The sequence below is a fragment of the Bacillus halotolerans genome (assembly GCF_001517105.1).
GTDB classification, from domain to species: domain Bacteria; phylum Bacillota; class Bacilli; order Bacillales; family Bacillaceae; genus Bacillus; species Bacillus halotolerans.
Genome location: NZ_LPVF01000008.1, coordinates 417,689 through 430,514, shown reverse-complemented (window position 1 = coordinate 430,514; position 12,826 = coordinate 417,689). Strand labels below are relative to the sequence as shown.

The 12,826-nt window shown below is 42.6% G+C and carries 13 protein-coding genes; all 13 read left to right on the top strand.

Annotation, left to right across the window (positions count from 1 at the left end; translation table 11 throughout):
• Window position 1: 1 nt before the first annotated feature.
• Window positions 2-1,498, top strand: a complete 1,497-nt coding sequence (locus AU387_RS04665; protein ID WP_044159443.1) for a flagellar hook-associated protein 2 — start codon at window positions 2-4, stop codon at window positions 1,496-1,498.
• Window positions 1,499-1,519: 21 nt separating this feature from the next.
• The gene (gene fliS, locus AU387_RS04660) at window positions 1,520-1,921 is read left to right on the top strand and encodes a flagellar export chaperone FliS (protein WP_059335038.1); all 402 of its coding nucleotides are present in this window, start codon (window positions 1,520-1,522) and stop codon (window positions 1,919-1,921) included.
• Window positions 1,918-2,259, top strand: coding sequence for a flagellar protein FliT (gene fliT, locus AU387_RS04655; RefSeq protein WP_044159439.1), 342 nt, complete (start codon window positions 1,918-1,920; stop codon window positions 2,257-2,259). Before fliS ends, fliT begins: the two co-directional genes overlap by 4 nt.
• Window positions 2,260-2,268: 9 nt before the next feature.
• A complete protein-coding gene (locus AU387_RS04650) occupies window positions 2,269-2,646 on the top strand; it encodes a DUF8042 domain-containing protein (RefSeq protein WP_059335036.1) in 378 nt (125 codons plus the stop codon).
• Window positions 2,647-2,837: 191 nt separating this feature from the next.
• A complete protein-coding gene (gene hpf, locus AU387_RS04645; RefSeq protein ID WP_044159437.1) occupies window positions 2,838-3,407 on the top strand; it encodes a ribosome hibernation promotion factor in 570 nt (189 codons plus the stop codon).
• Window positions 3,408-3,575: 168 nt separating this feature from the next.
• A complete protein-coding gene (gene secA, locus AU387_RS04640) occupies window positions 3,576-6,101 on the top strand; it encodes a preprotein translocase subunit SecA (protein ID WP_044159435.1) in 2,526 nt (841 codons plus the stop codon).
• 68 nt (window positions 6,102-6,169) lie between these two features.
• Window positions 6,170-7,271, top strand: a protein-coding gene (gene prfB / locus AU387_RS04635) for a peptide chain release factor 2 (protein ID WP_157722681.1) whose coding sequence is annotated in 2 segments (ribosomal slippage) — window positions 6,170-6,241 and window positions 6,243-7,271 — 1,101 coding nt in all. Because the reading frame shifts where the segments join, the coding sequence is not laid out codon by codon here.
• Between the two features lie 171 nt (window positions 7,272-7,442).
• Complete coding sequence (locus AU387_RS04630) at window positions 7,443-8,288, top strand: YitT family protein (RefSeq protein WP_024123009.1); 846 nt, start codon at window positions 7,443-7,445, stop codon at window positions 8,286-8,288.
• Window positions 8,289-8,336: 48 nt separating this feature from the next.
• Window positions 8,337-8,675, top strand: a complete 339-nt coding sequence (cccB, locus tag AU387_RS04625) for a cytochrome c551 (protein ID WP_024123008.1) — start codon at window positions 8,337-8,339, stop codon at window positions 8,673-8,675.
• A gap of 232 nt (window positions 8,676-8,907) precedes the next feature.
• Window positions 8,908-9,594 carry a cell division ATP-binding protein FtsE gene (gene ftsE, locus AU387_RS04620; RefSeq protein WP_010332047.1) on the top strand — a complete coding sequence of 229 codons (687 nt, stop codon included), beginning with the start codon at window positions 8,908-8,910 and terminating at the stop codon, window positions 9,592-9,594.
• Window positions 9,587-10,477, top strand: coding sequence for a permease-like cell division protein FtsX (ftsX, locus tag AU387_RS04615; protein ID WP_044160364.1), 891 nt, complete (start codon window positions 9,587-9,589; stop codon window positions 10,475-10,477). Before ftsE ends, ftsX begins: the two co-directional genes overlap by 8 nt.
• Window positions 10,478-10,619: 142 nt before the next feature.
• Window positions 10,620-12,062, top strand: coding sequence for a carboxy-terminal processing protease CtpB (gene ctpB / locus AU387_RS04610; RefSeq protein ID WP_059335033.1), 1,443 nt, complete (start codon window positions 10,620-10,622; stop codon window positions 12,060-12,062).
• Between the two features lie 384 nt (window positions 12,063-12,446).
• On the top strand, window positions 12,447-12,800 hold the full coding sequence (gene swrA, locus AU387_RS04605; RefSeq protein WP_015251121.1) for a swarming motility protein SwrAA: 354 nt from the start codon (window positions 12,447-12,449) through the stop codon (window positions 12,798-12,800).
• Window positions 12,801-12,826: the final 26 nt, after the last annotated feature.

Here is a 12,826-nt window from a genome sequence, read left to right as displayed (position 1 = left end):
AATGGTCACGAGAATAACAGGTCTGGCGTCAGGAATGGATATAGATGATATCGTATCAAAGCTGATGCAGACAGAAAGAGCGCCGCTGGATAAGCTGACACAAAAAAAGCAGACGCTTGAATGGCAGCGTGACAGCTATCGTGAAGTCAACTCAAAAATAAAAGAATTGCAGGATTATATGTCTAAAAATACGTTGACATATCCGAGCACGTATCAGAGCAAAGCTGTGACCAGCTCCAATGAGTCTGTGTTAACTGCTACAGGAAGCGCAAGTGCGCCAAATTCTTCTTCTACTGTTGAAGTAGCGAGTTTGGCAACTGCAGCAACGTATAAGGCAAATAATTATACGGGATACACACAAGGCGATTATAATTTGGCATTTAACGTTGTAGCACCTGGTGAGACAACGGCAAAAACAGTGAACATCAGTGTGACGAGCGCCGATACCATTGATAATGTGATTTCTAAACTTAACAGTTCAGATCTAGGAGTATCAGCATTTAAAGACAAAATATGGAACGGTACAGAGTATGTAGAAACGATTGCGTTTTCTTCTAAAGCAACAGGTGCAGGAGGCAGCATACAGGCAGCAGACTCTGCTACATCCGACTTTATGTCCGGTCAGCTTGGTTTTTCTTTAGACGCTGATAATAAGCTCACTGCTTACAAAGAAGGAACAAATGCAAAGGTCACGATTAATGGCTTTGAAATGGAGAAGCTGACAAACAACTTTACGGTTAATGGCGTTACCTACTCGATCAAAAATACAACTGCAGCCACAGGCCCTGTTACCACATCTGTTTCTACTGATGTTGACGGGATTTATAACCAAATTAAAGAGTTTGTAGATAAATACAATGAATTGGTTGACAGCCTGAATGAAAAGCTTCAGGAAGAAAAATACAGAGACTATACTCCGCTGACGAGTGAACAAAAAGAAGCAATGTCTGATAAAGAGGTAGAACTCTGGGAGAAGAAGGCAAAAAGCGGTTTGCTGAGAAATGATTCCAGCATCAGCACCGGTACAAACCAAATGAGGACCGACTTTTATTCTCAAGTAAATGCGGATGGGAAAGCCTATCAATTAACTGAATTTGGCATCACAACCTCAAGTGCTTACCAATTGCGGGGACATTTAGAGATTAATGAAGACAAACTGAAAGCAAAAATACAAGAAGATCCACAAAGTGTTGCTGCCTTATTTACAAACGGGACGAACAGCAGCGCTTATAGTGATAAAGGAATTATGAAACGCATCGGTGAAACACTGAAAAGTACAGTGAAAAGCATTGAAGCAAAAGCCGGCAACTCGACAATGGGAACCAATGACTACTCAATCGGTAAAAATTTGAACACGATCAGCACTGATATCACCAAAATGCAGGACAGATTGAATACCATAGAAAACCGCTATTATACAAAATTCAGTGCAATGGATTCTGCGATTCAAAAAATGAACGAACAAGCGTCCTATTTATCACAGCTTCTTGTACAATAAATGTAATTTGGAGGATGACACATGGCGATCCAAAATCCTTATGCAGCTTATCAGCAAAATTCAGTGAATACCGCTACGCCCGGGGAGCTGACCCTTATGCTGTATAATGGCTGTTTGAAATTTATAAAACTTGCATCTCAGGCCATTGAGAATAATGATATGGAACGTAAAAATGAAAATCTGATTAAAGCGCAAAATATCATTCAGGAATTAAATGGTACGCTTAACCGCAACATAGAGCTTTCCGGTTCAATGGGTGCGATGTACGATTATATGTATCGAAGACTGGTAGAGGCAAATATGAAAAATGATAAGAGCATACTGGAAGAAGTTGAGGGGTATGTGACAGATTTTCGCGATGCTTGGAAACAAGCCATGCAAAGTGAACGAAAGGACCGGCACGGATCAGGCGGGATCGCATGAAAAACATAGATCAGCTATACACTGAGACGGAGAGTATGCTGTCACACATACAAAACACACCGGAAAGCGATGAACTTTTAAAGCAAATTGAAGACTTTGTGTCTAAACGGTCTGAACTTATTCAGGGGATAGCTCTGCCGCTTTCAGAAGAAGAGCGAAAGCAGATGAAACTTGTCTTGACATGGGATCAGCTTATTGTGAAAGAAATGGAAAGACTGAAGCAGTCAATCGCAGCAGAACTTCAGCAGGTGAAAAGAAAACGTGCGATGCATACGACGTATTTAAATCCTTATAACAACATCACGATTGACGGTAGATATTATGACAAGCGTAAATAGGTGAGTGCCTTGAAGAGCATTGAGGATTATACGCTTTTATCAGCTTATTATCATCTTCTTTTTACCATTGAGGAAGGGCTGTGCTATTTGATAGAGGCGGAACAGAATTTATCAAAAACAGAAGGGGATCGGATCTACCAAGATCTGATCCAAGCCTTTTTTTATTTGGATTCAACCCATTCAACTCTTCTTTTCGTGATGAACACACGGTGCGCGAAAGTATGCGTTAAGGCTTTTGACGAGATTTTTGCAGAATTTGATCAATTGGTTTCTTTCTCATTCCCCTCTCATGAATTCTGCGAGTATTTAAAAGGACATTTTCTGATTCACTATAGGAAATGGATGCTGTCCATTCATCGATGTATGGAGCCCTTTGTGATCAATTGACGTTGTGTAAGGTATTTTTTCTTATTGCCAGCATATACATATACTTCCCGTAACCATAGGAACATCAGCATAAAACGGCATAATTCGACAAAGTTCACTGAATTTTCACAAAAGGTTTACGTTTCAGCAGGAATTGTAAAGGGTAAAGGAGAAATAGATACATATCCTTAATAAAAGGGAGGCGTTCTTTGATGAACTATAACATCAGAGGAGAAAATATTGAAGTGACACCCGCGTTAAAGGATCATGTCGAGAAGAAGATCGGCAAGCTGGAGCGTTATTTTGAGCATAGTGTAAATGCCGATGTGAACGTCAACTTGAAGTTTTACAATGACAAGGAGTCCAAGGTTGAGGTTACGATTCCGATGACAGATCTGGCGCTTCGGTCTGAAGTGCATAACGAGGATATGTACAATGCAATTGATCTCGCTACAAACAAGCTGGAACGTCAAATTCGTAAGCATAAAACAAAGGTAAACCGCAAATTCCGTGAGCAGGGTCTTCCGAAATCTTCAGTGGCAAACGGCCTCGGCTCTGATACAGATATTGCGGTTCAGGACGAAATAGAAGAAGATGAAAGCTTAGAAATCGTCCGTCAGAAGCGCTTTAATTTAAAGCCGATGGATAATGAAGAAGCGATCTTGCAAATGAATATGCTCGGCCATAACTTCTTTGTTTTCACAAATGCGGAAACAAACCTTACAAACGTCGTGTACCGCAGAAATGACGGGAAATATGGCCTGATTGAACCGACTGAATAATGAAGAGCAGCCTTCCGTGATTTTCGCGGAAGGTTTTTGTTTTTTCTTATTTGCAAATTCTTTGGAAATAAGAGAAGGTATGATATGATAATGAGAGGTATACATGGACTAGTAAATTATTTATACATGCTTGTCAAACAGGCATGTGATGATAGAGGAGCGTTATAAATGCTTGGAATTTTAAATAAAATGTTTGATCCAACAAAACGTACGCTGAATAGATACGAAAAAATAGCTAACGATATTGATGCGATTCGGGGAGACTATGAAAATCTCTCGGATGATGCGCTGAAACATAAAACAATTGAATTTAAAGAGCGCCTTGAAAAAGGGGCGACAACTGATGATCTACTTGTTGAAGCATTCGCAGTGGTTCGGGAAGCTTCCCGCCGCGTAACCGGCATGTTCCCGTTTAAAGTCCAGCTTATGGGGGGCGTGGCTCTTCATGACGGAAATATCGCGGAGATGAAAACAGGGGAAGGTAAAACATTAACGTCTACTCTGCCTGTTTATTTAAATGCCTTATCTGGAAAAGGCGTGCACGTCGTGACAGTCAATGAATACTTGGCGAGCCGTGACGCAGAGCAAATGGGGAAAATTTTTGAGTTTCTTGGCTTAACTGTAGGACTGAATTTGAACTCAATGTCGAAAGATGAAAAACGGGAAGCTTATGCGGCTGACATCACTTATTCTACAAACAACGAGCTCGGTTTCGATTATTTGCGAGACAACATGGTTCTTTATAAAGAGCAAATGGTGCAGCGTCCGCTTCATTTTGCGGTAATTGATGAAGTCGACTCTATTTTGATTGATGAAGCGAGAACACCGCTTATCATTTCAGGACAAGCTGCAAAATCGACAAAACTGTACGTACAGGCAAATGCTTTTGTACGCACGTTAAAAGCAGAGAAGGACTATACGTATGATGTAAAAACAAAAGGTGTACAGCTCACAGAAGAAGGAATGACAAAGGCTGAAAAAGCGTTCGGCATCGACAACCTGTTTGATGTGAAAAATGTGGCGCTCAACCACCATATCAACCAGTCCTTAAAAGCGCACGTTGCCATGCAGAAGGACGTTGATTACGTAGTAGAAGACGGTCAGGTTGTTATCGTTGACTCTTTCACGGGTCGTTTAATGAAAGGCCGCCGCTACAGCGAAGGGCTTCACCAGGCGATCGAAGCGAAGGAAGGGCTTGAAATTCAAAATGAGAGCATGACCTTGGCGACGATTACGTTCCAGAACTACTTCCGGATGTATGAAAAGCTGGCCGGTATGACGGGTACGGCTAAAACAGAGGAAGAGGAATTCCGTAACATCTACAACATGCAGGTTGTGACGATTCCGACAAACCAGCCGGTTGTTCGTGATGACCGTCCGGATTTAATTTACCGTTCAATGGAAGGGAAGTTTAAGGCCGTTGCAGAAGATGTTGCCCAGCGATATATGACAGGACAGCCCGTTCTTGTCGGTACAGTTGCGGTTGAAACGTCTGAATTGATTTCAAAGCTGCTCAAAAACAAGGGTATCCCGCATCAGGTATTAAACGCCAAAAACCATGAACGTGAAGCGCAAATCATTGAAGAGGCCGGTCAAAAAGGCGCTGTGACGATTGCGACAAACATGGCGGGGCGCGGAACAGACATTAAGCTTGGCGAAGGAGTAAAAGAGCTTGGCGGACTAGCCGTTGTCGGAACGGAACGCCATGAATCACGCCGGATTGACAATCAGCTGCGAGGACGTTCAGGACGTCAGGGTGATCCGGGGATCACACAATTTTATCTTTCTATGGAAGATGAATTGATGCGAAGATTTGGTGCTGAGCGGACAATGGCAATGCTTGACCGCTTTGGTATGGATGACTCCACTCCAATTCAAAGCAAAATGGTATCACGCGCGGTTGAATCATCTCAAAAACGCGTTGAAGGAAATAACTTCGATTCACGTAAACAGCTTCTCCAATATGATGATGTTCTCCGCCAGCAGCGTGAGGTTATCTATAAGCAGCGTTTCGAAGTCATCGACTCTGAAAACCTGCGTGAAATCGTAGAAAATATGATCAAATCTTCTCTCGAGCGGGCAATTGCGGCCTATACGCCTAGAGAAGAGCTTCCTGAGGAATGGAAGCTTGACGGTCTTGTTGAGCTTGTTAACACGACTTACCTTGACGAAGGCGCGCTTGAAAAGAGCGACATCTTCGGCAAAGAGCCCGATGAAATGCTTGAGCTCATTATGGATCGCATCAAGACCAAATATAATGATAAAGAGGAAAAATTCGGCGAAGAACAAATGCGCGAATTTGAGAAAGTCATCGTGCTTCGCGCCGTCGATTCAAAATGGATGGATCATATCGACGCAATGGATCAGCTTCGCCAAGGGATTCACCTTCGTGCTTACGCGCAAACTAATCCGCTGCGTGAGTATCAAATGGAAGGCTTTGCGATGTTTGAGCATATGATCGAATCCATCGAGGACGAGGTTGCCAAATTTGTGATGAAGGCTGAGATTGAAAATAATCTGGAGCGTGAAGAGGTTGTACAAGGCCAAACCACGGCTCATCAGCCGCAGGAAGACGATGAAAACAAAAAAGCAAAGAAAGCGCCGGTTCGTAAAGTGGTTGATATCGGCCGAAATGCGCCATGCCACTGCGGAAGCGGAAAAAAATATAAAAATTGCTGCGGCCGGACTGAATAGTTCGTTCGGGCAAGTTTGCTGACCGCGGCGCCTTGAGCGCCCGCGGATCTTTTAATGAGGTGAATGGAATGGAATTATCAGAAATCAGAGTTGAGCTCGAAAATATGGCTTCTCGTTTAGCGGACTTTAGGGGGTCTCTTTGACCTCGAATCAAAGGAGACCCGCATTGCTGAGCTAGATGAGCAAATGGCTGATCCGGAATTCTGGAATGATCAGCAGAAAGCCCAAACGGTCATCAATGAAGCAAATGGTTTAAAGGATTATGTCAATTCCTATAAAAAATTGAATGAATCCCATGAAGAACTGCAAATGACTCATGACCTTCTGAAAGAAGAGCCGGATCAAGATCTTCAGCTTGAGCTTGAAAAAGAGCTAAAGGCATTAACGAAGGAGTTCAATGAGTTTGAGCTTCAGCTTCTACTCAGTGAGCCGTATGATAAAAACAACGCAATTTTGGAGCTGCATCCGGGTGCAGGCGGTACTGAGTCACAGGATTGGGGCTCTATGCTTCTCAGAATGTACACCAGATGGGCTGAGCGCCGCAGCTTTAAAGTGGAAACGCTCGATTACCTTCCTGGTGATGAAGCCGGTATTAAGTCAGTCACATTACTGATTAAAGGGCACAACGCTTATGGGTATATCAAGGCGGAAAAAGGCGTCCACCGTCTCGTGCGGATTTCTCCGTTTGATTCATCAGGCCGCCGTCACACTTCATTCGTATCTTGTGAAGTTATGCCTGAATTCAACGATGAGATCGATATTGATATCCGTACGGAGGATATTAAAGTTGATACGTACCGTGCAAGCGGAGCAGGCGGACAGCACGTCAACACGACAGACTCAGCTGTTCGGATTACTCACTTGCCGACAAACGTGGTTGTGACATGTCAAACAGAACGTTCACAAATTAAAAACCGTGAAAGAGCGATGAAAATGCTGAAGGCGAAGCTGTATCAGCGCAGAATTGAAGAACAGCAGGCCGAGCTGGATGAAATTCGCGGTGAGCAAAAAGAGATCGGCTGGGGAAGCCAAATCCGCTCTTACGTATTCCATCCGTACTCCATGGTCAAAGACCATCGGACCAATACAGAAATGGGTAACGTTCAAGCCGTAATGGACGGAGATATTGACGTATTTATTGACGCATACCTTCGTTCTAAACTTTCATAAGGAGGAAACACACCTGGTGTCTACAGGTGTGTTTTTTTATTGCCTGCATATCCTTGCTTTCACTGCTGCTTTAGCATATTACCACTGTGTTTGGGTGTTATTTACATCTTATCGGGGAAGGATTAAAATGCTATCGGAGAGCATAGGAAGAAACGGAGGAAGGTTGTAATGATAGATGTACGGAATAAAAGTCTTCGGGTTATAAGGGATTATGTATACATACTGATAGGGGCAGCAATTACAGCAGTGTCCTTTAATGTCTTTCTGCTTCCTAACAAAATAGCCGCAGGCGGTGTCAGCGGAATCAGTACCATTTTACAGTCATATGGTTTTGAAGCGGCCTATGTGCAGTGGATCATTAATATTCCCTTATTTATTGCCGGTATCATTTTGCTTGGCGGTAAATTTGGACTCAAGACACTCGCGGGTTCTGTCTTTTTGCCGCTTGTCGTGTTTTTGACGAGAGACATTCAGCCTGCTACACATCATGAGCTTCTGGCGGCGATTTTTGGCGGCGTCGGCATCGGGATTGGAATCGGTATTGTGTACTTAGGCAAAGGATCGACCGGGGGAACGGCATTAGCGGCTCAAATCATTCATAAGTACACAGGTCTCTCATTAGGGACGTGTCTCGCGATCATTGACGGTTTGATTGTTGTTACAGCGATGATCGTATTTAATATAGAGCAGGGACTGTATGCCATGCTTGGGGTGTATGTATCAAGCAAAACCATTGATGTCGTCCAAGTCGGCTTCAACCGCTCTAAAATGGCGCTTATCATTACAAAACAGGAACAGGCCGTGAAGGAAGCTGTTTTTAAAAAAATTGACAGAGGCGTTACGAAAATTTCTGCAGTCGGCGGATATACTGACGATGAACGACCGATTTTAATGTGCGTGGTTGGCCAAACTGAATTCACGAAATTGAAACAAATCGTCAAACAGATTGATGAGACTGCTTTTGTGATTGTAGCAGATGCAAGCGAGGTGCTGGGCGAGGGTTTCAAACGCGCTTAAACGAGGTTATAATATGGAAGAGATCGTAAAGGAGTTGTGCTTCTCAACATGAAATCAAAACTATCGATACTGATGCTTGTATTTGCCATTTCTGCCCTGCTGGCTGCCTGCGGTTCTAACGATGCAAAAGAAGAGAAGACAGACAACGGCAGCAAAACAGAAGCCTCTGCGTCTGAAGGGGAAGAATTATATCAGCAGAGCTGTGTAGGCTGCCACGGCAAGGATTTAGAAGGTGTGTCAGGACCTAATCTCCAAGAGGTTGGAGGCAAATACGACGAAGAAAAAATTGAAAGCATTATTAAAAACGGACGGGGCAATATGCCGAAGGGGCTTGTAGATGATAAGGAAGCCGCTTCAATTGCCAAATGGCTGTCAGAGAAAAAGTAAGAGGAGAAAATCTTTGCCGCGATTCAGGCAAGGATTTTTTTATGCCGAAATAATGATGAATGAAAAGAAACTGTAATAGTATTATGTCTAAATTTGACGTATAATGAAGTGTGTTGAAAATCAAACTTTCAGATTTTTCATCTTTTTACAAATGAATGGGTCATAAACTGTCGAATGCTTTCGAAGAGTATGACCGTGCGACATAAAATGATATAAAAGATTAGGTGATTTCATGATAGAGATGAAAGAAGTATACAAAGCCTATCCGAACGGTGTAAAGGCGCTTAATGGGATTTCAGTTACCATTCATCCCGGAGAGTTTGTTTATGTTGTCGGACCGAGCGGAGCGGGTAAATCTACTTTTATTAAAATGATATACAGAGAAGAAAAGCCGACAAAAGGGCAAATTTTACTCAATCATAAAGATCTCGCATCGGTTAAAGAAAAAGAGATTCCTTTCGTGCGGCGTAAAATAGGTGTAGTCTTCCAGGACTTCAAGCTTCTTCCGAAACTTACTGTGTTTGAGAATGTGGCTTTTGCCCTTGAAGTAATTGGAGAACAGCCGTCTGTCATTAAAAAACGGGTGCTTGAAGTGCTTGATTTGGTGCAGCTGAAGCATAAAGCGAGACAATTCCCTGACCAGCTTTCAGGCGGGGAGCAGCAGCGTGTCTCTATAGCCAGATCAATTGTGAACAGCCCTGATGTTGTCATTGCAGATGAACCTACGGGAAACCTTGATCCGGATACGTCTTGGGAAGTCATGAAGACGCTGGAGGAGATTAATAACCGCGGAACAACAGTCGTAATGGCGACACATAATAAAGAAATCGTAAACACCATTAAGAAACGTGTCATTGCAATCGAAGATGGTATCATTGTGCGTGATGAGTCAAGAGGGGAGTATGGTTCTTATGATTAAAATTCTCGGGCGCCATTTGCGTGAGAGTTTTAAATCTCTCGGGAGAAACACATGGATGACGTTTGCATCCATTAGTGCAGTAACCGTTACGCTGATTTTAGTCGGCGTGTTTTTAGTGATTATGCTGAATTTGAATAACATGGCTACGAATGCTGAAAAAGAAGTCGAAATCAAGGTATTGGTTGATCTGACTGCAGATAAGAAGGCACAGGACAAGCTGCAGAACGAGATAAAAGACCTGAAAGGCATTCAAAGTGTCACTTTTTCATCTAAAGAAAAAGAGCTTGACCAGTTAGTTGACAGTTTTGGAGACAGCGGAAAATCCCTGACGATGCAGGATCAGGAAAACCCGCTGAATGATGCATTTGTCGTGAAAACGACCGATCCGCATGATACGCCAAGTGTCGCGAAAAAGATAGAAAAAATGGATCATGTTTACAAAGTTACTTACGGAAAAGAAGAGGTCAGCCGTTTGTTTAAAGTGGTCGGCGTTTCCCGCAACATCGGAATCGCGTTAATTATCGGCTTATTGTTTACGGCGATGTTCTTAATTTCCAACACCATCAAAATTACGATTTTTGCAAGAAGAAAAGAAATTGAAATCATGAAGCTTGTTGGTGCGACGAACTGGTTTATCCGCTGGCCGTTTTTCCTTGAAGGATTGCTGCTCGGTGTATTCGGTTCAGTCATTCCGATCGCGCTTGTATTGAGCACTTATCAATATGTTATCGGATGGGTCGTTCCGAAGGTTCAAGGATCATTTGTCTCTCTTCTTCCATATAATCCGTTTGTATTCCAAGTCTCGCTTGTATTAATTGCGATCGGCGCAGTGATTGGAGTATGGGGAAGCCTGACTTCCATCCGCAAGTTTTTGCGGGTATAAACATAAGAAAAGTCATCCCGATTGCGGGGCGGCTTTTTTCTTTTGCCTTCTTTTTCTTCTATGATTACATGAAATCTCCATCCTTTACATATACTATCTCTAGGTTTTGCAAAGACAGTCTGGCATACAGGAGGAGTAAAGGATGAATCAAAAAATAATCGCTGTAATAGCGGCGGGGAGCATGCTGTTCGGAGGCGCCGGCGTATATGCGGGAATGAACCTGCTGGAAGCCGAAAAGCCCGAAGCCGCAGCTGTTGCCGCAACGGCTCAAGCTGACTCTGATCGGGCTGCAGCTATGGATAAAATTGAAAAAGCATATGAATTGATTTCAAATGAATATGTAGAAAAGGTTGATAGAGAAAAGCTGCTTGAAGGAGCCATTCAAGGGATGCTGTCTACATTAAACGATCCTTATTCCGTCTATATGGACAAGCAGACGGCAAAGCAATTTTCTGATTCTCTTGATTCCTCTTTCGAAGGCATCGGGGCTGAGGTTGGAGTGGAAGAAGGCAAAATCATTATTGTGTCGCCATTTAAACAATCTCCTGCGGAAAAAGCCGGGCTGAAGCCGAATGATGAAATCATCAGTATTGATGGAGAATCGATGGCGGGCAAGGATTTAAATGCCGCTGTCTTAAAAATAAGAGGAAAGAAAGGTTCCAGCGTGTCAATAAAGATTCAGCGGCCCGGGACGAAGAAGCAATTGTCATTCCGCATTAAGAGAGCTGAGATTCCGCTTGAAACGGTGTTTGCTTCAGAGAAAAAAGTGCAGGGGCATTCTGTCGGGTATATCGCCATTTCTACTTTTTCTGAGCATACTGCGGAGGATTTTGCAAAAGCATTGGGCAAGCTCGAGAAAAAAGGAATTGAAGGCCTCGTGCTGGATGTTCGAGGAAACCCGGGAGGATATCTTCAAAGTGTTGAAGAGATTCTTAAGCATTTCATTACAAAGGATCAGCCGTACATTCAGATTGCTGAACGCAATGGAGATAGAAAACGTTATTTTTCAACATTGACCCATAAAAAAACATACCCTGTCAATGTCATCACAGATAAGGGGAGCGCCTCTGCCTCCGAAATTCTTGCAGGCGCATTAAAAGAAGCGGGGCATTATGATGTTGTAGGCGACACGTCGTTCGGAAAGGGAACTGTTCAACAAGCTGTACCGATGGGAGACGGCAGCAATATTAAACTGACGCTTTACAAGTGGCTGACGCCAAACGGGAACTGGATTCATAAGAAGGGTGTTAAGCCGACCATTGCGATAAAGCAGCCTGATTATTTCTCCGCAGGTCCATTGCAGCTAAAAGAGCCTCTTAAAGCTGATATGAACAATGAAGATGTGAAACATGCACAGGTTTTGCTGAAAGGACTCAGTTTTGATCCGGGTCGGGAAGACGGCTATTTCAGCAAAGAAATGAAAAAAGCGATTTTGGCCTTTCAGGATCAAAACAAGCTCGCAAAAACGGGTGTGATTGACAATCGCACCGCGGAGAAAATAAATCATTTAATTGAAATGAAAAAATCAGATGAAAAAAATGATTTGCAGCTTCAAACGGCGCTTAAATCATTATTTGTCAATTAAAGGAGATGGTGTTCCATCTCCTGTTTCTTTGTGCTTAATGAATAAATAAACCATAAGTCACATAAAAATTGAGTTTTTGACAAGATATTAAAAAATTTTTCACAAATAAACATTTATAAAGGACCGAGATTACCCGATATCAATATAAGAGAGAGACTTTCTAACGAGAAAATATGCATTTAAAATGAAACTTTTGCAAGTTGCCTAGTCGTTGTTTACTTCATACAATATAAGAAGGTTCTAAAAAGAACAGTAATCAGGTTTATGGCAGCTGAACTACAGGTATTTAAAAGAGAAACGTTAGCGAGAATGCTTGTTAGCACTCCAGTACTGCTGCTTATACTGGCCCGTGCTTATCTGTACAAAGAAAATGGGGGTTCACAATTGAAGAGGGCAAGTATTGTGCGTGAAAAAAAATATTATGAATTAGTGGAACAATTAAAAGACAGAACACAAGACGTAACATTTTCAGCTACAAAAGCACTAAGTCTTCTTATGCTGTTTAGCAGGTACCTAGTGAATTACACAAATGTTGAATCGGTCAATGACATTAATGAAGAATGTGCCAAGCATTATTTTAATTACTTAATGAAAAACCATAAACGATTAGGAATCAATCTGACAGATATAAAGAGGTCGATGCACCTGATCAGCGGGTTATTGGACGTTGATGTAAACCATTATTTAAAGGATTTTTCACTATCGAATGTCACGCTCTGGATGACGCAAGAGAGATAAACCCTCCTGAGGATATCCAAGCCATT

Coding starts and splice junctions, on each gene's coding strand:
- secA (WP_044159435.1), top strand. CDS start 3,576: ATGCTTGGAATTTTAAATAAAATGTTTGATCCAACAAAACGTACGCTG.
- cccB (WP_024123008.1), top strand. CDS start 8,337: ATGAAATCAAAACTATCGATACTGATGCTTGTATTTGCCATTTCTGCC.
- hpf (WP_044159437.1), top strand. CDS start 2,838: ATGAACTATAACATCAGAGGAGAAAATATTGAAGTGACACCCGCGTTA.
- AU387_RS04665 (WP_044159443.1), top strand. CDS start 2: ATGGTCACGAGAATAACAGGTCTGGCGTCAGGAATGGATATAGATGAT.
- fliS (WP_059335038.1), top strand. CDS start 1,520: ATGGCGATCCAAAATCCTTATGCAGCTTATCAGCAAAATTCAGTGAAT.
- ctpB (WP_059335033.1), top strand. CDS start 10,620: ATGAATCAAAAAATAATCGCTGTAATAGCGGCGGGGAGCATGCTGTTC.
- fliT (WP_044159439.1), top strand. CDS start 1,918: ATGAAAAACATAGATCAGCTATACACTGAGACGGAGAGTATGCTGTCA.
- ftsX (WP_044160364.1), top strand. CDS start 9,587: ATGATTAAAATTCTCGGGCGCCATTTGCGTGAGAGTTTTAAATCTCTC.
- ftsE (WP_010332047.1), top strand. CDS start 8,908: ATGATAGAGATGAAAGAAGTATACAAAGCCTATCCGAACGGTGTAAAG.